We start from the raw sequence: 22,097 nt of genomic DNA, 5'->3' as shown, positions 1-22,097 counted from the left end.
AAAGAAGATTCAAGCTCGGCCCTTACGGGCAACGCGATAAAGGCGGAACAAGGCTACATTGACGAATAAACCAATGAAAGCCACAAAGGTATCCACCACCAACTGCAGTGGCATACCACCAGCCTGTCCCAGTTGCGACAGCACACTGCCGATGAGCAGCAGCGGAAAATAGCTCAGCAGTACCAAGATTGTCGTGCCGGTGAGCCCGCTACTGAACTCAAAACTGGCCTTGATGGCCTGCAACGGGCTCATGCGCTCGACCACTACCATAAAGTTAACAAAGGCCAGGCGGGCAAACAGATACAGGCTGATCCCCATCCCCAGGATCCAAATCGGCCCTATGGCCGCCAGGATCATAGTCGGCGCCGCGATCGCCATTCCGGAGAACACTCCGGCCAACATCAGCCCAGGCACAAATGCCAGACTGGATTTCAACACCTGGCCTGTACTGGGCTGCATGCCTTCGGTACGCAGCTCCATAAATAGCGTCAACGCCGCGATAAGCACTGAGAAGATCACCATCAAGGCGATCACTGCCAGCATATGAGGAGTGCCGAACTGCGGATTTTCAGGATCGGCATTTAGCAGCTCGGCACCGAGCCACATTTGAATACCCACCTGCAACAGCAGTAAGGGAACGGTCAGCATCGCCAGCTGAACGATATGATTACGGAAGAAGTTATAAGCTTCGGTCAGGATGGCAGACAGAGACATGCAGCTTTCCCAAAAAGGTTGTAATTAAAGGATCAAGATAGACGCCAAGGATACCCAAATTCACGCGCCAATGCACAAATGAAATACAGCAAAACGACCGCCTGTCACGCAAAAGCCGTGCATCGACGACTGAGATAAGACTAGAATATGGCCCCAGAAGACCTTTTATTTGCACAGGAAAGCAGAAATGAAAGCTTATATCACTGCAGCCGTAATCGTGGGATCACTGTTGGCGGCCCCAGCGCAGGCCGGTTGGTTCGACAAACTCACCAGCAACACCCAGACACAAGCCGATACGGCCACCAATACTCAGACCGCCACTCAAAACAGTGAGCTGGTTGGCACCGTGATGTCACAGCTGGGTCTGACTCAAACCCAGGCCGAAGGTGGCCTTGGCAGCCTGCTCGGACTGGCCAAGACTTCATTGGGGCAAGAATCTTTCTCTCCCATTGCCGACAGCATTCCCGGTATTGATGGCTTGCTGGCCGCAGCGCCCAAGCTGGATGGCACCTCAGGGATGACGGGCCTTTTGTCAAAAGCCGGCGACCTGGGTAACTCTCTACAGGGCAGCGCCATGGTCTATGATGCCTTTGCCAAACTTGGGATCTCCAAAGAGCTGGCTGCGCCCATGATAGATATAGTCAAAAACTACCTGCAAAGTAGCGGTGGCGAAGGCACAGCCGATCTCCTGGTCAAGGGGCTGGGCTCATTGCTGTAAAGCGGTTCACACTATCAAAGGGGAACCCGCGGCCACTGATGGCGTCTAAAAAATGTGGCCGCCCGGTTAAAGCGCGCATCGGCAAGGCTGGTTTTCACCCTGCCCAAGCCGCAAACCGCGCGGCCCGACACTCCCAGAGCCAACAGGGTTAGCCCAACACTGAGCCAACTGACAAGAGAAGCCTATGATCGCCAAACTCAAGCAGTTTTTGAATGCCCATCAGCAGAGCAAATCCCCGCAGGAACAGCAGAAACAACTGGAATTGGCAGCCGCCAGCATGTTGTTGGAAGTGGTTTATGCCGATGAGGAGATGTCCGGCACCGAGGCCCAGCTGTTACCCGAACTTCTGGAACAAACGCTGGGTATAGCCGCCGAAGCGGCGGCCGAGCTGATAGTTGAGGCAAAACAAAGCCGTCACGATGCCACCTCACTGTTTGAGTTCACCTCAGCCATCAATGATAGCTTTACCCTTGAGCAGAAGCAGCAGCTGATCCTGGCGATGTGGCGTGTGGCCTATGCCGACGGCGAGCTGTGCCGCTACGAAGACCAGATCATCCGCCGCTGTGCCGATCTGCTGTATCTCAAACACTCTGAGCTGATCCAGCTGCGCAACCAGGCCATGACTGGCAACTCAGACTGAACCCGCCCTTTATTGCGCGCTTTTATTGCATAGGGATCACCGGCGGCAATTGGCGTTTCTGCCACTGCTGTTGCAGTGTCAACAACACAGCCAGCACACAGAGCAACCCCAGGGCGTAGGCCATGGCGCTGCCGAGTGCAAACGCCAGCAAAACACAAAGCGCGCAGCTTAGCAGTACCAAAGGCAGGTAGCGTTTGCTCAGCAAGCGAATGGCTGCCAGCATAGACAAGAGATAGATCACCACAAATACCCCGTTACTCCACGCAATAAGCTGCTCCAGCTGTTGGCCTGAAATATAGGTCAGCACTATCACCAGCCCCATCACACCCAGCACGGCCGACAAGGCTCTGACCGGTACCTGATAACTGTTACGCTCACGGAACCAGGCCGGCAATATCCCCTCGGTACTGAAGCTCCAAAGCAGCCGCGATACACTGGCGGCATAAACGTTAACCGCCGCCAGACCACTGGCAATACCCAGCACACCTATCACCTGAGCACCGTATCCGCCGAGCAGGGTATCGAATGCGCCTATCATGGCGACCTTGGTATCCACTTCCACCAGCAATAACAGCAAGGTACAGGCCAAATAAACCGCGCCGACCAAAATCACCCCTATCACCATGGCGGGGATCAAGTCCCGATCCGGGCGCCGAAAATCGTTGGCCAAGTGGGTCATGGCCTCCACACCGAGGAAACTCCAGAAGGCGATGCCTATCGCCAGCATCACGCCGTCATAATCGGGAGTGGAATGAGCAGTCAAAGACACCAATTCACCGGCCTTGGCACCACCGGCGCCGAACATCATTACCACCACGGCCACAATTCCCAGTGTCAGGGCAAATTGCGCCTTGGCAGAAACCTGAATCCCCCTGAGATTGAGTAGCCAGAGCCCGAGCAGAACCAAGAGTTCGCAGCCCACTTGAACCCAGCCGGACACGGGAACCAGCGCATTAACGAATTGGAAAGTCATCAAAATGGCGGCGGGCGCACCGATAGGCACAGCCATCAAAAAGCTCAGGCCTATGGTGCGACCCAGGGTACGGCCAAAGGCTCGTTCGACAAAATAAGCCGGCCCGGCGGCGTGAGGGAAACGACTGGCCAGACGGGCAAACACCAGGGTCACTGGAATAATGGCCAGGGTCAGCAAAGCCCAGGCCAACAAGGCGCCACTACCGGCTTTGGCGACCGTCATCTGCGGCAAAATAAACACCCCGGTACCCAACAATGTGGTGGCCATTAAGCCGGCGCCCTGCCAGCGTCCTATGGTTCCTGTAACTTGATTCATCTGCTAAATTATCAGTATCTTGAATGGCGCCAGTATAGTCGTTCTCCGGCAGACTTTCTGTCATTCGTTTCCGTCAAATACGGCTTTTAGGCCGACAAAATGACGGCAAATCAGCAAAAAACACTCAAAACGTCAGGTAGCATGGATAAGTTCGATAAAGCAATCATTAATGCGCTTAAAAAAAACGCCCGTCGGAGCATTTCAGATGTGGCAGCCGAAGTGTCGCTGTCCCGCAGCGCTGTCTCGGACAGGATCAAGAAGCTCGAGCAAAACGGTGTAATCCGCGGTTACCAGCTGCTACTCAGCGAATCCCAAAAAGAAGCTGTGAGTGCTTACTTTGAAATTCAGCATAAGTGCCCCCGCTGCAGCGATGTGGTGCATGTGTTTCACGCGATTCCGGAAGTCGTGACCTGTCATGGTATCTCAGGCGACATGGATCTGCTGGTGTTTGTCAAAACCCCATCCATGCGGCGGCTGCATGAGATCCGCGAATATATCGACACACACACCGAGATAGTGAAGATTAAAACCCATGTGGTGATGAGCGAGTGGATTAATAACCAGTGAACTAAAACCAAGAAAAGCCACCCGCGTGCTCAATAGGTGGCGAGTCCCGTGGAGGATCGGGAAATGCGTCAAAAGCGCAATAACAAAGTGGCTTCCTGCCCAATCACTTCCTTGTCAGCAACGTAAAAACGCTGCTTCAGGATGCGGCGGTGCTTGTTATTGACTGCAAAGCCGCCGCATTCCTTAACCTCTTATCAGTGGCAGTCTTTGCAACCCGCTGCCGGGTCTTTTTCTTCGTGAGCTGTATGACAGTCAGTACAGCTGAGCACGCCATCATGTTTCTTGTGAGCCTCACCTTCGAGCGACTTCATATCACCGTGACAGGAAGCACATTGCTCGTTTTCAAAGGCATAGTCGGCGGAAGGCGAACCATCTTTATGGCAGGCTTCGCAGCCGGACATTTCCGTGTGGGAATCGGCAATTGGGGCCGCCAGCAGTGAACCGGAGAAACCCAGAGCCATCATCAGAAGCATTTTTTTCAACATCACATTTTCCTTTTTATGGGGGTTAAGCAATCGTCATTTGTCCTGTGTACAGGATGAAGTGGCGCAGCAAAATGACCCCCAACAGACTCAGGGTTGCTGTCGCAGCCACATAAGACCATTTACGCTTGGCCGTGGCGGTCATAAACAGATTCATGGCCAGTGGAATAGAGAGGCCACAACCCAGGATCCCCAGCCAGAATACCCAGCCCCAGAAACCTTCCCCTATGGCATTGAAGGCCGCGACTTTGCTTTGGCCACCGGTGAGTACCAAGCCGGCGAAGAAGGTGAAGATCACCGCAATTTCCACCAGGATCAGAGGGATCTCTATCTTGTGAATAAAGTGCACTTCCTTGCCGTCAGGATTACCCTTGAGCAGCACACCACCAAGCAGAGACGCCGCCGCACCGGAAGACAAACCGGAGATCAGGAACAGCAGAGGCAATACCGGGTTCTTCAGCATGGGGTAACCGGGCAGAGCCGACAGCAGGAAGCCAGTATAAGCCCCCAGTGCCAGGGAGAAGATCAGCAACAGACCTGTCAAACTGGGCTCATGCTTGGCCAAAAAGCCTGTCACTTTAAGCACCACGGGGAAACGTTGCTCACACCAGTCATCTATCGGTTGACGGAATACCATGGCAATCCAGGCAAACATGAACACCATGTAAACCATGAGGATCATCACCCCGATGGACATCACTGAAGTGGGGTTATAGAACACCAGGATCTTCCAGAAATGGAACGGCTTGGTCAGGTCGATTACCAAGATCCCCAAGCCCGCCATCACAGTGATCGGCGCCACCAAACAAGCTGCCTGGACAAAGCCGGAACGCCAGGCATCCTGCTTCAGACAAAGGTTTTTCAACAGCACGGCAAAGAACATAGCGCCCGCCGAAACCCCGGCGAAGAACAGATAAAACGCAATGGGCCAGTGCCAAACCAAAGTATCAAAATGAAAAGGACTCATAGCTTAATCTCCCCCTGTTTGGCCACAATCTTGAACAGCTTGGGCCGGGTGCCGAGATCGACCTTGGATCTCTGGGTTGGGTTGGCCCGAATCATCTGCACCACTTCTGAACTCGGATCTTTCAGGTTACCGAATACCAAGGCTTTGGTTGGGCAGGCTTCCACACAGGCCGGCTGTTTACCCTGCTTGAGTTGAGTCTCTCGGCAGAAGTCGCATTTGTCGGCCGCTTTGGTAACAGGGTTGATAAAGCGCACCTGATAGGGGCAAGCCGCGATACAGTACTGACAACCGACACACTTCCAGGCGTCGACCGTCACTATGCCGGTTTTCTTGTCCTTGAACGCCGCACCTGTTGGGCAGACGTTGACACAAGGAGCGTCTTCACAGTGCTGACAAGACTTACGGCTAAAGTGATAAAACTGGTTCGGGTATTCGCCGTAAGGGCCGGTGCGAATAATCTCCAACCGGGAAACCCCTTCAGGTACCTGGTTGACTTCCCGACAGGCGTCACTACAGGCGTTACAACCAATACACTTGGTTTCATCATGGAGCAGGGCATAATTGATCCCCGAGTCATGATCGGCACTGGCAACCGCTTCATTGCCACTCAATGGATAGAGAGAGGCACCGGCCATCAGGGCACAGCCCCCTTTTAAAAAACGTCTTCTGGAATTTTCCATTACTCTTACCCCTTAGTTGGCCGTATGACAGTCGCGGCACAACTTACTGTGCTGTTTGCCTGTTGCTTGTTTCATTGGATCGTCCAACGGGTGCAGCTTGTGGCAGGCGGCGCAGCTCAACTTGTCGGCGTGAACATTGTGGGTCCACTCTTTTTCAGCCAATTTCTGCGGCTGGTGACACTTGAGACAGGTGGCATTCTGGGTCGCAGGTGCAATCCCTTCCTGAGGAGTAAATACCCTTAAATCATTGGGCTTTCTTGGATGGTTTCCTTTTTCGCCATGACAGGTACTGCAACTCATATTGAGCTGATCCTGGCCATGGTGTCCCTGCATTAAGCCATTGCGTTTGTGGCACTTCACACAGGGATCACTGTTAATTTTCAACGCGGTCTCGGCATAGACAACGCCGCTCACTCCCAACAAACAAGTCAAAGAGGCCGCGCCTAATATTGCACGCCATCGAATACTGGACATCTCGGGTCCTCACTTTCAATTGGATCTAACAGGGACTCAAGGGTGGCAGCGCAGCACCGCCACCCGTTATTGCAGCCTAAGCCGTCAACATCTGCTCAAGATGCTGTGCATCCAGGGGATTGGAGCGTTTCATATCGATGAGGCGAACGTTGAGTTTTTCGAGTAGGCTCTTTGAATTGGCACTTTCAGCATCACTGAAATCTGAAATTACCATTTTTATTTCTGAAGAATTCTGATCTATCAATACATAGTCCAGACGTGAGTGACTTGCAGGCGCATGTGGGTCAATATCAACCACTGACTCCAAAGCTACATTGCTGCAAACTTCGTATCGACCATTGGTTAAAGACTTCAGAGATTTAAAAAAGTCTAAACTCTGTTTGTCAAAGAACCGATTCTTGAGCTTTATCGCTTCGGCGTTTTTTTCATCTGACTTAAAGAACTTGATACATGTCATCACAAATACCACCAGCACGAATGGTACTGCAATAAAAAGCACGAAGTAGATAAAGGCATAACTTAGAATAACTGAAGTATCCATATAACCCTCCAAACATCATTTTTAGTTTTTAATGCGCTTATTGCGCAGTTGAATTATTACTATCTACAGCAATATAAATTTTGATCATCATCAAATAACCATCCGGAGAAAGACTGAAAAAACAAAACATAAGACACTGACTACATTGCCATTTTCTAGAAAACAAACTGCTAAAAATAAGAAATTGAATTTAGATAAAACGATATTTGAAAATACACTATTTCACTATTTGAAATATGCAGGCGTAATGAGAATCCCTCTCACATACAACCTTTAATTAACCTAAAACCCAGCATTTAGTGATCTAGAATACAGAATCAAAAATAGCTTCGAATAAAATTATTTTTTCTGAAAAAACTGGTTAATATAGATATCGAGGGTACCACTAAAGGAGTATTGCAGATGAACCATATTGACTTTGAAAAACTGGATATTCTTAGTCTTTCCATTCTTGTTAGCTTATATGAGAACAAGTCTGCAACACATGTTTCCAAAATTCTAAATGTACCCGCACCAAAAATAAGCCGTTGTTTAAAAACTGCCAGATCTATTTTTGGTAACGAGCTATTTTTAAGAAAGAAGTATGGCCTTATTCCAAATGAATTTGCAGCCAAGGTTTACCCTATTGCCAAAGAAATAGTCGACTGTGCCAAGGGCTTCAATCATCTTGGAAACCCAACCTTGGCTGGAAACAAAAACTTCGAGCTGGTCACCCCAGGGCTGATATCCTACGCCTACCCAAAAGCCTTGATGCAGGCCATTAAACAACAGAACAAGCAGTTGCATATCAATTTGAACTCCTGGGGCTGCAACTCATTGCAAGGAATAATAGACGGCAACATCAGTGCCGGGCTTTGCAGTTGCCATTACCCGCAGGATTTACTGGCAATCGGCAATAAGTTACAGATAGAAGCCTTGAGAAAGCTGGATAGCCTTTACCTTATCTGCAACAAGAATCATCCGCTGTTGTCCCGTGAACTGACACTGGAAACCATAGCCGAGTATCCCTATATCAATACAGACCTGGGCCTTGGGCCCAACAGCCTGAGCCCATTTGAAGACTACTGCCGGATCAACAATCTGGATTTAAATGTCGAGATGACCATCACCGGCATCTCCTCCCTGAGTGCCTATCTGGAAGCCTCTCAGGCGGTGGCTTTGGTGCCCTATAAGGCAGTATTCGATCTGCTGGGCGAAGAACCCCTGCTACACCTTTGCAAACTGTCGGAAATGGAAACCACCCGGCTGTTCAATGTCACTGAGCCACTGACTCTGACACTGCTCAGCCCCAGCGGCCAGCAAGACCCGGATCTGGAATGGATTCGCTCACAACTGCGTTTGGTGAGCGGAACCTTGCTGTAGGCTTGCCATATCAATCTGAACCCGATCTCAGCCGATCTTTGGCCTTGAGGTATACAGACAGATTTGCCCAAGAGTTCATACAATAGCGCTGCCAAAAGCGGTACACTAATGAGCATTCGATACTGGGTAAGCTGTTTATGCAAATCAATTCTCACGCCGAACTCAATCTCCTTTGGGGTTCCCTCATACTTGAAGAACTGGCACGCCTTGGGGCTCAGCATGTGTGCATGGCGCCGGGCTCGCGCTCCACGCCCCTGACGCTGGCAGCCGCCCGCCAGGACAAACTAAAACAACACCTGCACTTCGATGAGCGTGGACTGGGCTTTATGGCGCTCGGGCTCGCCAAGGCCAGTCGGGCTCCGGTGGCCATTATCACCACCTCGGGTACGGCCGTTGCCAACCTGTATCCGGCCATCGTTGAGGCCTGGTTGACTCAAGTCCCCTTGGTCGTGCTCTCCGGCGACAGACCGCCTGAGCTGATAGCTTGCGGCGCCAACCAAGCCATACTCCAACCGGCGATTTTCGGCCAATATGCCAAGCAGTTGAACCTGCCTACACCGGATCTGGCCATAGCCCCTCAGGCACTGCTGACTCAGATTGATGAAGCCGTGGCCAACCAAAGCATGCCGGTCCACATCAATTGTATGTATCGTGAGCCGCTGTACCCAAGCAGCCTGGATGCCCCCAGAAGCCAGGCCATAGAGCACTACCTGCAACCTCTGGCGAGCTGGCAACAGGCAAGCACACCCTATAACCAATATGCAGTTGTAGGCATGGGACAAGTCCCCAGTTGGGATACCATGGCGCGTTTTGTTCACGGCAAGGGTGTTATCATCGCCGGCACCCTGGATAGTGCCGATAATCCACAAAAGTTGGTCGAACTGGCCAGCAAACTCGGTTGGCCGCTGCTGACAGATGCCCAGTCTCAGCTGCGTCAACATCCTGCCGCGATAGGCAATGTCGACCAACTGCTGCTCAACCCCAAGGGCCGAGCCCTGCTGCAACAGGCCGACCGGGCACTGGTATTTGGTGGACGCCTGCTGTCGAAACGCTTGATAAGTTATCTTGAACAGCAGAACTGGCACCAATATTGGCAAGTATTGCCGCAGCAGATGCGCCTGGATCCCAGCCATAAACCCAAGCAGATCTGGCTGGCAGAGCTACAGCAGATAGCCGCGCTTGAGTGGCCACGCTCGTCCTCCGCCAATTGGGCGCTGGAGCTCACCGCCCAGAATGAGGCGCTCAATGAGCTCTTTGTACGCCAAATCGATAACGGCGAGTTCGGTGAGGCCCAGGTGATCAGGGCCATAGCGGCAATCCGAACCGGCGAGCAGCAGCTTTTTATCGGTAACAGTTTGCCGGTGCGACTTTATGATATGTTCGCGCCCATCAGTTGCTGCGCCGCCATCACCTATACCAACCGCGGCGCTTCGGGGATAGATGGCCTGCTGGCCAGTGCCTGTGGCGTCGCCAACCACAAGGGCCAGGCCACCACCTTGGTACTCGGCGATCTATCGGCGCTGCACGACCTCAACTCTCTGGCGCTGGCACGCCAGGCTCAGGGGCCATTAGTGATAGTGATACTCAACAATGATGGCGGCAATATCTTCAATATCCTGCCGGTACCGGACGAGCAAGTAAGGGCTCACTATTACCGATTAAGCCACGGACTGGAGTTTGGTTATGGCGCGGCCATGTTTGGCCTGCCCTACAATAGGGTAGAAGACTTCCAGGGCTTTATGGATGCCTACAGTGAAGCGCTCAACTATAACGGCGCCTCGGTTATTGAGGTTTGCATCAGCCAAACCCAGGCCAGCGACCAGATAGCCAGCATAGGCCAATGGGTAAAGCAAAGCTGATGTTAGCCACAACGACTCAGGGTTCAGCAACCCAGCCGCCTTTGGTGCTGCTGCACGGTTTTCTCGGCAGCAGCCATGATTGGCGCGAGTTGCTGCCGCACCTGAGTCAAGACTACTACTGTATTGCGGTCGATCTCCCGGGCCATGGTCGCAGCGGTGATATCCAAATCGACAGCCCGGGCTTCAGTGACTGTGTTGCCTTGCTGCGTCATACACTGCTCAAGGCTGGCATCCCACGCTTTCACTTATTGGGATACTCGCTTGGTGGCCGTATCGCGCTGCATCTAGCTCAAACCTGGCCCGAGGCGCTGCTGAGCCTGCATCTTGAGTCCTGTCACCCGGGCCTGTTATCCCATGATGAACGTCACCAGAGGGCGATGGCCGATAAGCTGTGGGCCGAACGTTTTAACACTATGCCGATTGAACAAGTGCTGGCCCTCTGGTATCAGCAAGCGGTATTTGCCGACCTATCAAGCGCCGAGCGTGAACGTTTAATCGAAAAACGCCGCCATCAGCAGCCGCTTGGCCTAATCAACTGTTACCAGGCCACCTCACTGGCACTGCAACAGGATCTGCGCCAGGTGCCGGCCAAGCTTGCCTGCCCAAGCCACTACTACCTAGGGGAGCAGGATGCCAAGTTTAACGCTTTCGCCAAGGCCTGGCAGCCACAAGCCGGATTCAAGCTGCATACCATTGCCGATGCGGGCCATAATAGCCATCAGGCCCAACCCGGCGCTTTTGCCACGGCGCTCAAAGGCGCCCTGAACGCGATTTCAAGGGGTGAATGATGCATCCAGACTCACTGTCACTGGCCCGCTATAGGCTGCCGCTGGAAACCTCACTACCTGTGGGTAAGCAAAGAATCGAGCAGAGATCCGGGCTGATTATCAAGGCCTGTTACGGCAATGAAGAACATTTTGTAGAAGTCGCTCCTCTGAGCGGCCTGGATGCCAACGGCGAGCCACTGCTGGGTTTCAGCCGTGAATCGCTGGCGGAGGTGACAGAAGCAGCCTTGGCGCTGATGCCAGCACTGGCAGCCAAAGAGCTGGAGTTGAGTCAGGCGGCCGATGCCTGTCAGTATCCCTCGCTCGCCTGGGGGCTAAGTCTGCTCGATGCCAAACTCAAAGGACAACTGCCACAGCGCTGGCCGGCCTTTGAAACCATTCCACTCATCTATCACAGGGAAGAAGAGCCACTGGCGCTGCTGCAACAAAGGCTGGCGGCGCTTCCCGATACGGCTCTCAGAGCCAAGATCAAGGTCGCCCAGACCAGCATGGAGCAGGAGCTCAGACTGATCCATGGTGTATTGGCCGCCAAACCTCATCTCAAACTCAGGCTGGATGCCAATCAGGGCTTTGAGTATCAGCAAGCAGTGGATTTTTGCGCTTGTCTGCCCAAGGCCAGCATTGAATATATTGAGGAACCCTGCCGCCGCGCCGACGATAACCCGGCCCTATTCAAGGCCACAGGGATCCGCTATGCCCTGGATGAAAGTCTGCTGCAACGTGAGTTTGTACCTGACTGCAATGACTTCGCGAGCGGTCTCACGGCGCTGGTGCTTAAACCCATGTTGCTCGGCAGCTTAACCAGACTGCAAACCCTGATCGAACAGGCCGAAGCGGCCGGCGTGCGCGCCCTGTTGAGTTCCAGCCTGGAATCTTCTCTGGGAATTACCGATCTGGAGGCGGTCAGTGTCCTCTTGACCCCCAACGAAGCCCCCGGACTGGATACTCAGGCGCCTTTCGGACGCGATATTATTGTCGGCCAAGGGCACAAACCTTGTCTGGACTTTGCCGAGCTGGAACTCTTGGGTCAGTGGCCCTGTCTGTAACTGCCAAGCTCAGACAACCTCTGTAACCAGCAATCTCATTAACAGGAAAGCGCATGACCTACTCGCCCCTTCACCTCAGTGGCCAACAGACTCCAGATGCCATCGCCTTGGTAGAGGGCGGTATCAGCCATAGTTATCAGGCAGTAAGCCGGCAGGTGTTGGCGCTCGGCGCCGAGCTTCGAGCCTTGGGGTTGCAGCGCGGGGATAAACTGGCCTGTGTGGCCGCCAACTGCCGCGAGCTGATGTTGCTGTATTGGGCTTGTTTGGATCTGGGGCTGCTCTTTTGCCCGCTGTCACCCAAGTTTCCGGATAGTCAGCTTCAGGAGCTGCTTGAACGTTTTCATATTCGCTTTATCTGGTGTCCGGATAACGCCCGGAATGAGCTTTGGCAAACGCGGGATATCACCCTAGTGCAGGCGGATTTTGCCACCTTAGATTCGACCCGCTTAGATTTGAACAGTCCCTCTACCGAGATAGCCACTGTCTCGGCCGATACGCCGCTCAATATCATTCTTACCTCAGGCTCCAGTGGCAGCCCCAAGGCCGCAGTCCACAGCCTTAACAACCATATCGCCAACGCCAATGGCAGTCGGCAGTTGATCCCTTTGACGAGTGGTGATGCTTGGTTACTCTCGTTGCCGCTGTTCCATATCGGTGGTCTGGCAATCCTCAATCGCTGCGCCCTGGCTGCGGCAGCCGTGGTGCTGCCGGATAATAAGCTGACTATGGCGGCGCAGTTAAGGCGCGATGCCATCACTCATCTCTCATTGGTGGCCACCCAATTGCAACGCCTATTGGACGACAGCCCCGAAAGCCTTATGGGGGTAAAGTGCCTGCTACTTGGCGGCGGCGCCATAGGCCAAGGCCTGCTGGACAGGCTATCCCCCTTGAAGGTGAAAGCTTTTACCAGTTACGGCATGACAGAGATGGGCTCGCAGATCACCACGGGAATGGCCCGCAGCGATGGCAGTAGTGGCCGCCTGTTACCCCGGCGCGAACTCAAAATAGAACAAGGAGTTATCTGGGTCAGGGGTGAGACCCTGTTCATGGGTTACCTGCAGCCGGATGGCAGCATAGTTAAAGAGACCCAAGACGGTTGGTTCTGCACCAAGGACAAAGGCTTTTGGAGCCATGATGGGCTACTGCATATTCAGGGGCGGCTCGACAATATGTTTATCTGCGGCGGCGAGAATATTCAACCGGAAGAGGTGGAAGCGGCGCTGAAACGGCACCCTGCCATCATGGATGCCATCGTCTTTGGTGAAGATAACCCCGAGTTTGGTTTACTGCCGGCCGCCATTTTGCAATATCGAAGCATAGAAGTACCGAGCGAAGCCGAGTTGACCGCCTTCCTGGCAGACAAGCTGGCCCGCTTTAAACGCCCGAGGCACTATTATCCCTGGCCGCAAGTGGTTGCAGATGGGCTCAAGGTGCAGCGTAAACAGCTTATTGCGGCTGTCAGCTCAGCCGCGAAGCATTAGGGTCTGACTATTCAAAAAACGCTTGCAAAAATCGGCTTCACTCAAGGGTTTGGAAAAGTAGAATCCCTGCCCCAGGTTGCAGCCAAGATTTTGCAGCAATCTGAGCTGGGCCTCGGTCTCAATACCTTCAATCACCAACTGCATGTCGAGCGAGTCAGATAATGCAATTACACTGGAAATCGCTGCCTTGCATCTGGGTTCTGTATCCAGACCAGCCACAAAACAGGCATCCAGTTTCATTTGTGAAAAAGGCAGCTCACACAGACGAGCCATAGAAGAATAAGCTGCACCAAAGTCGTCAATGGCCAGTTCACAACCCAACATGCGTAAACGGATCAGGTTTTCCATATTGAGGGCCGGTGCCGAGATAAGCCCGGACTCGGTGATCTCTATGGTGACCAATTTCGGTGGCAACTTGTAGTCACGGATCAACTTGGAGATCTGATATACCAGCTCAGTGGAGTTCAGTTGAGAAATATCCAGGTTATAGGCCAGCGACAAGCGATAATCTTGTTCCAGCAATTGCTTTTGCAGCCTTATCCCCTGGCGGAATAGCTGCAGAAACATTTCATCCAGCAGCCCATAGCGGATCAAAGGCTCAATAAACAGTGCCGGACTCAAGAGACCAAATACGGGATGATTCCAGCGCGCCAAGACTTCGGCGCCTTCAATCTGCAAATCAGATACGTGGAACTTGGGCTGGTAAAAGCCGACAAACTGCTGATCCATAACTGCATCCTTGAAGTCTTTGAAATTCAAAGATACCCAGTCGGTTTGTCTTTCAGGCTCAAGCGTTTGCTGACGAGGTTCGTTCAACTCGCGATAACGGCAAATCATTGAGCTCAGGTTTTCAATTGTGGGAGACTTGGCCAAGTCTCCCATATATTGAAACCCCAACAGTTTGACCATCTGCGATACTGCCCGGCGCAACTCTCTGTCCACATCGCTATAGAGCGCTACGGCACGAATTTTAAACCTAGTCCTTGCCTGACGCAGAAATGACAGTCCATCGGTTCCGGCCATCATCAGGTCGCAGATGACTATGTCGACTTCGCGATTCTGAGTTAACCAAGAGAAGGCTGCAGTTGCACTGCCGAAACTAACAACATCCACACAGGCCAACGACTTGAGATTATGCTCCAGCACAGTGCGTTGAAACGGATGATCCTCAAGAATCAGTACCCTGAGTTTATTCATGAGTCTGCCTATAGAAGTAATAATGGTTCAGGCAACTACTTATTTAGGTTAAGTCGGCCAACGGAAAACTTGCATGCAATAAGGCATTCAGAGTTACAAATATCAAGAAAAAGTGACGCCAAAACTCATAAAAATCATTTATGCTGAATCGCGACCAACAACCATTGTGGTCCTAGGAGCTAAATTTCACTATTAAAAATTAAAAAGCCGTACTGAGAAAAACAGCACGGCTTTTTGTCTATAGAGCTATGTTAAATTTTAGTAGCGTTCAACTATAGGTAACACGTTCATGTGATCCCCCTTAATATTACTCAAGTCAGAATCAGCTTCACCATCAAATGCAGCATAAGACTGAACTAGCAAATTGAATGATTGATCGAGAGATGCAGCCTCGGAAACACCATTTACTTCGGAACTAAGGGTCTTTGAGAGAGATACCATTTGTGATACATCATCTACGCTCCAGGTATTGCCGTCTGCAAAAACTATGGAGTCTAAACTGTGAATATTGTCACCGTTACTCACAAAGTAGTCCTGTACTGTAACTTGGTCATCAGTTCCATCGATATGAAGAACTAAGTTATCATTTAGACGAGAGACGCTAACCTGTGAACTGGTGATTTCTGTACCAAAAGACAATATATCAACGCTTTCGGTATCAGAGTGTTGGTTTATAATCACATCTTGACCATCACCTAATGTAAATAAGTAATTATCATTACCACTTCCGCCGATAAGTGTATCATTCCCAGCTCCTCCCGAGAGAACATCATCACCACCTTCGCCTAACAACAATTCATCATCAGATGAACCGAAAAGGCCTTGATTACTTCCATTGCCCTTAATGACTTGAGCGAAGGCTCGTTGATCGGGCAATTTCAAGCTTTGATCAGACTCTTCTACATCAGGAAGCGTTAAGCCATAAGCACCAAAGATCTGTGCCGCGTTTAGCTTTCCACCCGATTCGAATACGAAATTATCAACTGCGTAGTCTCCACCTAAAAAGAAATTGGAAATAGTAACCTGGCTATCGCCACTACCAAGTATCAAATCATCTCCCATTCTCATCAATGAAGACGCTATGTCATTAAAGCTAATGCCTGACTTGAATAAAATGGTATCAGTGCCGCCTCCGGATGCATTCACAACATCCTGTCCATCACCTTTGCTTAACACGAAAGTATCATTACCCAAGCCACCGATTAAGATGTCGTTACCTAGACCACCTACTAATGTGTCATTCCCATTCTGTCCATTTAATACGTCATTACCATCAGTACCATTGATAGTATTGTCGTCTAAATCACCAAAAATGGTCTCTGTACTAGTTGATGGTTTTGCATTCGGGACGGGTAATCCAAAAGCGCCAAAAATTTGCGCAGGACTTAAATTACTTCCATCCGAAAATTTAAAATCGCTAAGTACATTCGCACCATAAATAAAGAAATCAGAAATCGTTACTTGATCTGGGCCACCGGCAATTTTTAAGATTAGATCATCGCCGTACTTAGACAAGTTTTGTGCGACATCTTGCCATGAAATGTCTTCTGCAAACTCAATAACATTTACACCGGTGCTAATTTCAATAACATCCTGGCCGTCCCCTTTAGCGAACCAAAAGACATCATTGCCTGCTCCACCAAATAACACGTCATCACCTTTACCTCCAGTCAACTTGTCATTACCAACACCACCAAATATGATATCGCCATTGTCTGTGCCAACAATGACATCATCACCGCCAACATTTGGTGTCGGGTCAGGGTCTGGTGTCGGGTCAGGGTCTGGTGTCGGGTCAGGGTCTGGTGTCGGATCTGGGTCTGGTGTCGGATCTGGGTCTGGCGTCGGGTCTGGGTCAACATTCATTAGGTCATTGATATCAATTGTGCTTAGCCATCTGCCATCAGCGCTTTTTAGGTGATCAAGGGCAAATTCGCCACCAACAAAATGATTTAGCACTCGAATTGATTGACTCACACCATCACCAATGAGTATTAAAAGATCGTCACCGTCTTGGCTAAAAGTCAATTCTGCAAAATTGATATCTTGAAGAAATAGATTATCTACACCACCGTCACCCACATCCAATGTGTCGTGACCATCACCTGCATATATAAGGTAACCGTCATCACCCAAACCACCGACTAATGTGTCATCACCGCTGTTGCCACGTAACGTATCGTTACCAACGCCACCAACTAGATTATCGTTGCCCGAGCCACCATCTATGTAGTCGGAGCCTTCTCCCCCATTGATCGTGTCGTTACCGCCCAAACCAAAAAGTTGGTCGTCTCCACCCAGTCCCGAGATACGATCGTCATTTTCTGAACCAACGATTTGTTCACCTACGTTCGTACCTAATTGAACCACAAGCTTGTTAATGTCAGCGACAGTTAGGCTTGTACCATCACTGAATTGGAAGTTATTAACCAAGAAGTGATCGGTATATGATAAGAACCAATTCTCGACAGTAATGCTATCGCCACCATTACCGACTTGAATTACCATGTCTTCACCGTGTCGCTCAAAACTTAAATCTTCCACAGATATCCCTTCACCGAAAATCAAGGTATCGTTAGTGGCTGCAAAGTTAGAATAAGCTTGTTCTTTTCTGGTGGCGATGATGTGGTCTTGTCCATCCCCAAGATTAAAATGATAGGTGTCATTACCAAATGAGCCGTAAATTGTATCATTCCCGGTACCACCGATAAGGGTCTTACCACTTGTATCATAAATATCGTCGAAGGAAATCAAGGTATCATCACCGGCACCACCATCGAGCATATCATGACCATAGCCACCTTTTATCGTGTCGTTTCCTTCACCACCGTATAGTTGATCGTCACCAAGTCCACCATGTATAGAGTCATGTCCTGAATCTCCAAAGATTTGATCATTGTCATCACCACCGTATAGGGAATCATTCCCCGCTCCACCATGGATAACATCTTCTCCGGATTCACCATAAACAATATCATTACCTAAACCAGCATTCACAGTGTCAGCACGGTTGAAACCATAAATCGTATCATCAGCTTCAGTTCCGCTTAATGAATGAACAATGAGGTCATCTATATTCCATTCTACACCATCGGAAAAGGTAAAATACTCAATCCCATGTTCTTCGATATAAGTTGTAGTTGAATAGCTACGACTAAATTGGTCTTCAATAGTAATCTGGTCATTAGATTCATTAAAAGTCAAAATCAAGTCATCACCGACTTGTTTTGCATGTACATCGAAAGAATTTATATCGGTAAAGTTGATTCGATCTTCTAAACTAGAATATTTACTCGTTAATTCGAACACCGAATAATAAACAGAGTCCTTAAAGACATCTTGTCCATCACCTAAAGAAAAAATATAAGTATCGTTACCGAAGCTTCCATCTACGACATCATTACCTTTTCCACCTGTTAATGTATCACGACCAAATGATCCATCAATGACATCATCCCCCAATCCACCATCAATGACATCATTTAACTCATTGCCAACCAGCCACTTATCGTCGCCATCTGTGCCTTGGAGTACTAATAACTGAATATCAGTACTGATAAGAATAGTTCCGTCGGAGAAGGCTATATCATCTAATACAGAACCATAATCAAGTTCGATTGTTCTGAAATAATTTTCGACAGTTATCTGATCATTCGAATTGACGATTTCAATCAACAGATCATCATCATTTCTTGACAGCTTTACATCATTAATTGAAATGTCATCAGCAAACACTAGGTGATTTGACCTGCTAGAATTATTAAATTCTGACTCATATGAAATTATATCTTGCCCATCTCCGCGAGCAAAATGAATGGTATTTATGCCATCACCAGCTTCAATGATATCATCACCTTTACCTCCGGTAATAATATCGTTGCCATAACCACCATCTAACGTATCATTACCGATACCACCATCTAATCTATCATCGCCGCCTTGACCTTTAAGGATGTCATCACCGGATCCGCCTGATATAGTGTCATGTCCTTCTTGGCCTTCAATAATATCATTTCCTTCCTGACCACTAATTACATCATCTCCAACGTAACCAACGATATTATCGTCACCTTCAGTTCCCTGTAATAACGATGAGTTAATATATTCAGATGTCCACACCACTCCATTTGCAAAGGTGGCTTGAACAAATGAACCCCAACCACCTGAAGTTTCGAAATGGCCTCTTATGGTGATTTGGTCGTCGGTATCTATGAAGCGAAAGACTAAGTCAATGCCTTCACGAGCGAATACAACGTCTGTAGGGTTAATTTCACTTGTAAAAACTAATTCATCGCTGGAACTTCGATATCTGCTGGCACCAATGGTGTCTTGCCCATCACCTTTAGAGAAAATATATTTGTTATAACCTACGTCCCCATCAAGCAGGTCATTACCCTTACCGCCTATGAGTTGGTCATTACCTCTTCCTCCAAGAACCTTGTCATTGCCCGTACCACCATAGAGAATATCATTGCCTTCTCCGCCTTCAAGAGTGTCATCGCCACCCTCGCCAAACAGGACATCATTACTTTCTATTACAGGGTCAATACGTCCCACCCACCCTTTATCGCCTTTAAGGGTATCATTGCCATCGCCGCCATATAAATAGTCACTGCCATCACCACCGTTAATTACATTATCACGCTCATTGCCGATAATGAGGTCTTTTAATATACCCCCTTCGGTGGTATCAAGATCATCCATATTTGGATTTTCAGACAGTAAAGTGAATGCCCGGTCGATTGTTTGACCTTGTGTGTATTCATAGCCAATAGCATGAGTGTTGCCGGTTGAATCATAAGCAGCATAGGACGCTTGCTCTGCTATACCCATTTCGCGATAAATGGAGTTAGCGAACTCTACAGTTTCTCCTTTCTCACCAGGAGAGCTGGTATCGGAAGTTCCCTTCATTAAATGTACTAACTCATGAATAAGAGCAGCCTCTAGAGTATCTTCTACAGCTACACCATTGGTACTAATATAACTATTATTTTGAAGCCAATTTAGATCAATAAACACGCCAGCTACGCTAACGCCATTACTAATATTGTCAGAAGAAGGGTCTCGACCATTTAATGTTGAACTAAAGCCGTTCTCGGAAAATTTGATATTGATATCCTTATTACCAATAACAGCAAATTCCTTAAGCATCTTTCGAGCTATTGCAGAATTATCGTAGACATCTCTAATTGCATTTCTTATTTTATCTACTTCTTCGGGAGTGAATTGGTCATCAAAAGTTAGTTTTTTAAGGACATCATCCACGGTGTTATTACCAGAATCGACACGACCACCCTCAAGCTTTATTCCTAGCATTCCATTATAGAAATTAGGAATATTAAATCCAAAAGCTATTAATGTTTGACTGCCATCAGATTCATAAGCAACCGTGATTTGGCTTTCGGTGCCGTCAGAGTGTATAAGTGTATATCCGTCAGCTTCTAGGCCAGTTTCTGTAATAGTTTGTTTTCCCCAGAAAGTACCGCCTGTCAACTTGTAAGTTTTATCTCCAACCCCATCTGCTTTGACATATATTTCGCCTTGACCATCAGAGTCTTCAATGATGGCATAATTAGAAGCAGTACCTACATAATAGGTATCGAAGCCCTCACCGCCATTCATCAACTCGGTGCCAAGCTTTTGATAATTTGGATCGACAGGGCTGGAAGCATAAAGTCCGCCTTTATCGATAAATAAGCTATCATCTCCTGTTCCACCATAGAGCAGATCAACGCCATGGCCACCTATCAGGGTATCATTTCCTTCTCCTCCTTGAAGCAGATTTAGTTTGCCTTCACCGTAAACATCTTCTTCGCCAGACTCTAGATGATCGTTGCCTTTGCCACCATATAAGGTATCAGACCCGTTACCACCTAAAATGATATTATCAAGCTGATTACCGACAAGAATATTATCAAACTCGTTCCCACCCAAGCGTTCACCACTGCCACCATTACGCGTATCTAAAGCAAAGCGCTCAATGTTTTTATATTGCCCATCTGCTACGGCATAATCTACCGAGGATATAAGGGTATCTGAATCACCTTCACCTGCATTTTCAACGATTACATCTAGAAGCGAGTCAACATAGTATGTATCGTTGCCTGTGCCGCCGGACATGGTATCGACACCGGTACCGCCATCGAGGATGTCGTTGCCGTCACCACCGTAAAGTTTATCTGCGCCAGCTTCACCATAAAGATAGTCATGTCCATCACCACCTTCAATTTTATTCCCTCTATCATCACCAACCATCAAATCATTTAATAAATTACGGTCTATTCCACTTTGTTGAGGTGCTAAATCAATATTCCCATACTGGTTAGTAGTTTGTATAAAGTCCACCACATTACCTTGTGTATAAGTAGCCTCTATCAAAGCCTTCTCTGATGCAATCGCCGCTTCGAAATTATCTCTTCCATCACGTTGTTTTATCAGATCAAAGTGATACTTATATAAATAAGAAACTGCAACCAAAGTTTCCTGTAATTCATCTTTTGCATTGAGGCCCTCCTGTACCAGACCAATTAACCTGCCATCCATAGCGCGACGAGTCTGCAATGCCCCCCCTGTATTGCCATGGTGGTATCTAGCTTCAAACCAAGCAGCTGCTCTAGGCGACTCTGCAGCTTGATTTTTACCCGCAATGGCATCTTTAATACCGTCACCTAGAAGGCCAGCATAGCGCAAATCAAGCAGCGCTAAACGCTCAGTAGATTGACCTACAGAATCAGCATTACCTAAACCGAAAGCGCCATCAACTGCAGGCAGGCCAGCTGAACCATCCAAATATGCGTGCAATAGGATTGTCGATTGCGCTTCTGTTAAAGCAATACTTTGAATCAAAGCTTGGTGTGCAGCCAAACCACCTGTACCTTCGGCTAGAGCAATAATATCCGCATCAGTAAAAGTAGTGCCGTTATATGCAGTACGATTCCGCCATGCTTCTAAAATCTGAATACCTTGCTCTTGATCTGCAGAAAGAGTCCCCCCAAAAGAATGAGTTAATGCAGAGCGGATTTGCTTTGCCGTATGAGCCTTTAAATTGAAACCGTATCCTATAGTTGGAATTCCAACACTATCATTATGGATTCGGGATACATTGACCCCACCAACGCCCCCTACAGTTCCTACAAATAAAGCCTCATTTTCCTTTCTCTTTAACATATTATCTCTGGCAGCTAAATAGGTGGTTGCTGGGTTACCTGCAGCATCATTTAGCTCCGGATGTGCGTTATAATTGTCATGTAAATTCCCTAAAGACATAAGCAATTCCTTTTAAAAATTTAATATATA

At 49.0% G+C, this 22,097-nt stretch carries 17 protein-coding genes; 8 read left to right on the top strand and 9 right to left on the bottom strand.

The window, feature by feature from the left end:
* Nucleotides 1–9 precede the first annotated feature (9 nt).
* Nucleotides 10–714 carry a hypothetical protein gene (locus ON072_RS01145; protein WP_025888906.1) on the bottom strand — a complete coding sequence of 235 codons (705 nt, stop codon included), beginning with the start codon at nt 712–714 and terminating at the stop codon, nt 10–12.
* Between the two features lie 187 nt (nt 715–901).
* On the opposite strand from ON072_RS01145, the gene ON072_RS01140 reads away from it, so the two are divergent.
* On the top strand, nt 902–1,432 hold the full coding sequence (locus ON072_RS01140; protein WP_096142126.1) for a DUF2780 domain-containing protein: 531 nt from the start codon (nt 902–904) through the stop codon (nt 1,430–1,432).
* Nucleotides 1,433–1,616: 184 nt separating this feature from the next.
* Nucleotides 1,617–2,072: a tellurite resistance TerB family protein gene (locus ON072_RS01135; RefSeq protein WP_028780009.1), complete on the top strand. Its 456-nt coding sequence runs from the start codon at nt 1,617–1,619 to the stop codon at nt 2,070–2,072.
* A 22-nt stretch (nt 2,073–2,094) separates the two neighbouring features.
* Here the strand turns inward: ON072_RS01135 and yjeH are convergent, their stop codons facing one another.
* Nucleotides 2,095–3,360, bottom strand: coding sequence for an L-methionine/branched-chain amino acid transporter (yjeH, locus tag ON072_RS01130; RefSeq protein WP_028780008.1), 1,266 nt, complete (start codon nt 3,358–3,360; stop codon nt 2,095–2,097).
* Nucleotides 3,361–3,501: 141 nt separating this feature from the next.
* Between yjeH and ON072_RS01125 the strand changes: the two genes are divergently transcribed.
* Nucleotides 3,502–3,927 carry an Lrp/AsnC family transcriptional regulator gene (locus tag ON072_RS01125; protein ID WP_028780007.1) on the top strand — a complete coding sequence of 142 codons (426 nt, stop codon included), beginning with the start codon at nt 3,502–3,504 and terminating at the stop codon, nt 3,925–3,927.
* Nucleotides 3,928–4,121: 194 nt separating this feature from the next.
* Here ON072_RS01125 and ON072_RS01120 read toward each other — a convergent pair whose 3' ends face one another.
* The 5 genes from ON072_RS01120 to ON072_RS01100 all read right to left on the bottom strand — a co-directional run bounded on the left by ON072_RS01120 (nt 4,122) and on the right by ON072_RS01100 (nt 7,071).
* Entirely contained in the window at nt 4,122–4,412 is a 291-nt protein-coding gene (locus tag ON072_RS01120; protein WP_025010747.1) for a cytochrome c3 family protein, read from the bottom strand.
* Between the two features lie 22 nt (nt 4,413–4,434).
* A complete protein-coding gene (nrfD, locus tag ON072_RS01115) occupies nt 4,435–5,376 on the bottom strand; it encodes a cytochrome c nitrite reductase subunit NrfD (protein ID WP_028780006.1) in 942 nt (313 codons plus the stop codon).
* Nucleotides 5,373–6,056 carry a 4Fe-4S dicluster domain-containing protein gene (locus ON072_RS01110; RefSeq protein ID WP_025010745.1) on the bottom strand — a complete coding sequence of 228 codons (684 nt, stop codon included), beginning with the start codon at nt 6,054–6,056 and terminating at the stop codon, nt 5,373–5,375. Before ON072_RS01110 ends, nrfD begins: the two co-directional genes overlap by 4 nt.
* A 12-nt stretch (nt 6,057–6,068) precedes the next feature.
* Nucleotides 6,069–6,530 carry a nitrite reductase gene (locus tag ON072_RS01105; RefSeq protein WP_044735454.1) on the bottom strand — a complete coding sequence of 154 codons (462 nt, stop codon included), beginning with the start codon at nt 6,528–6,530 and terminating at the stop codon, nt 6,069–6,071.
* Between the two features lie 76 nt (nt 6,531–6,606).
* Complete coding sequence (locus ON072_RS01100) at nt 6,607–7,071, bottom strand: hypothetical protein (RefSeq protein ID WP_025010743.1); 465 nt, start codon at nt 7,069–7,071, stop codon at nt 6,607–6,609.
* Nucleotides 7,072–7,752: 681 nt separating this feature from the next.
* On the opposite strand from ON072_RS01100, the gene ON072_RS01095 reads away from it, so the two are divergent.
* The 5 genes from ON072_RS01095 to menE all read left to right on the top strand — a co-directional run bounded on the left by ON072_RS01095 (nt 7,753) and on the right by menE (nt 13,604).
* A complete protein-coding gene (locus ON072_RS01095; RefSeq protein ID WP_157771182.1) occupies nt 7,753–8,433 on the top strand; it encodes a LysR family transcriptional regulator substrate-binding protein in 681 nt (226 codons plus the stop codon).
* A gap of 137 nt (nt 8,434–8,570) precedes the next feature.
* Entirely contained in the window at nt 8,571–10,292 is a 1,722-nt protein-coding gene (gene menD, locus ON072_RS01090) for a 2-succinyl-5-enolpyruvyl-6-hydroxy-3-cyclohexene-1-carboxylic-acid synthase (protein WP_274625912.1), read from the top strand.
* Entirely contained in the window at nt 10,292–11,080 is a 789-nt protein-coding gene (gene menH / locus ON072_RS01085) for a 2-succinyl-6-hydroxy-2,4-cyclohexadiene-1-carboxylate synthase (protein ID WP_274625911.1), read from the top strand. Before menD ends, menH begins: the two co-directional genes overlap by 1 nt.
* Nucleotides 11,080–12,123, top strand: a complete 1,044-nt coding sequence (gene menC / locus ON072_RS01080; protein ID WP_446741082.1) for an o-succinylbenzoate synthase — start codon at nt 11,080–11,082, stop codon at nt 12,121–12,123. The genes menH and menC overlap by 1 nt, the downstream gene beginning before the upstream one ends.
* A 53-nt stretch (nt 12,124–12,176) precedes the next feature.
* Nucleotides 12,177–13,604 carry an o-succinylbenzoate--CoA ligase gene (menE, locus tag ON072_RS01075; RefSeq protein ID WP_274625909.1) on the top strand — a complete coding sequence of 476 codons (1,428 nt, stop codon included), beginning with the start codon at nt 12,177–12,179 and terminating at the stop codon, nt 13,602–13,604.
* Here menE and ON072_RS01070 read toward each other — a convergent pair.
* Together ON072_RS01070 and ON072_RS01065 are read right to left on the bottom strand one after the other, a co-directional pair.
* Nucleotides 13,587–14,801 (bottom strand): EAL domain-containing response regulator, encoded by a 1,215-nt coding sequence (locus tag ON072_RS01070; protein ID WP_274625908.1) that lies wholly within the window; start codon nt 14,799–14,801, stop codon nt 13,587–13,589. The two genes, menE and ON072_RS01070, sit on opposite strands and share 18 nt — an antisense overlap.
* Nucleotides 14,802–15,059: 258 nt before the next feature.
* Nucleotides 15,060–22,067 carry a calcium-binding protein gene (locus ON072_RS01065; protein ID WP_144128456.1) on the bottom strand — a complete coding sequence of 2,336 codons (7,008 nt, stop codon included), beginning with the start codon at nt 22,065–22,067 and terminating at the stop codon, nt 15,060–15,062.
* Nucleotides 22,068–22,097: the final 30 nt, after the last annotated feature.

The organism is Shewanella sp. K8, from assembly GCF_028823715.1.
Classification (GTDB): Bacteria; Pseudomonadota; Gammaproteobacteria; order Enterobacterales; family Shewanellaceae; genus Shewanella; species Shewanella algae.
The sequence above is the reverse complement of the archived record's forward strand: the minus strand, read 5'-3'. Positions and strand labels throughout refer to the sequence as shown.

Bases quoted from the DNA above. Each gene is read 5' to 3' on its own strand.
- ON072_RS01120 (WP_025010747.1), bottom strand. From the start codon at position 4,412: ATGTTGAAAAAAATGCTTCTGATGATGGCTCTGGGTTTCTCCGGTTCA.
- menH (WP_274625911.1), top strand. From the start codon at position 10,292: ATGTTAGCCACAACGACTCAGGGTTCAGCAACCCAGCCGCCTTTGGTG.
- ON072_RS01100 (WP_025010743.1), bottom strand. From the start codon at position 7,071: ATGGATACTTCAGTTATTCTAAGTTATGCCTTTATCTACTTCGTGCTT.
- ON072_RS01070 (WP_274625908.1), bottom strand. From the start codon at position 14,801: ATGAATAAACTCAGGGTACTGATTCTTGAGGATCATCCGTTTCAACGC.
- ON072_RS01145 (WP_025888906.1), bottom strand. From the start codon at position 714: ATGTCTCTGTCTGCCATCCTGACCGAAGCTTATAACTTCTTCCGTAAT.
- menC (WP_446741082.1), top strand. From the start codon at position 11,080: ATGCATCCAGACTCACTGTCACTGGCCCGCTATAGGCTGCCGCTGGAA.
- menE (WP_274625909.1), top strand. From the start codon at position 12,177: ATGACCTACTCGCCCCTTCACCTCAGTGGCCAACAGACTCCAGATGCC.
- yjeH (WP_028780008.1), bottom strand. From the start codon at position 3,360: ATGAATCAAGTTACAGGAACCATAGGACGCTGGCAGGGCGCCGGCTTA.
- ON072_RS01065 (WP_144128456.1), bottom strand. From the start codon at position 22,067: ATGTCTTTAGGGAATTTACATGACAATTATAACGCACATCCGGAGCTA.
- ON072_RS01105 (WP_044735454.1), bottom strand. From the start codon at position 6,530: ATGTCCAGTATTCGATGGCGTGCAATATTAGGCGCGGCCTCTTTGACT.
- nrfD (WP_028780006.1), bottom strand. From the start codon at position 5,376: ATGAGTCCTTTTCATTTTGATACTTTGGTTTGGCACTGGCCCATTGCG.
- ON072_RS01135 (WP_028780009.1), top strand. From the start codon at position 1,617: ATGATCGCCAAACTCAAGCAGTTTTTGAATGCCCATCAGCAGAGCAAA.
- ON072_RS01110 (WP_025010745.1), bottom strand. From the start codon at position 6,056: ATGGAAAATTCCAGAAGACGTTTTTTAAAAGGGGGCTGTGCCCTGATG.
- ON072_RS01140 (WP_096142126.1), top strand. From the start codon at position 902: ATGAAAGCTTATATCACTGCAGCCGTAATCGTGGGATCACTGTTGGCG.
- ON072_RS01125 (WP_028780007.1), top strand. From the start codon at position 3,502: ATGGATAAGTTCGATAAAGCAATCATTAATGCGCTTAAAAAAAACGCC.
- menD (WP_274625912.1), top strand. From the start codon at position 8,571: ATGCAAATCAATTCTCACGCCGAACTCAATCTCCTTTGGGGTTCCCTC.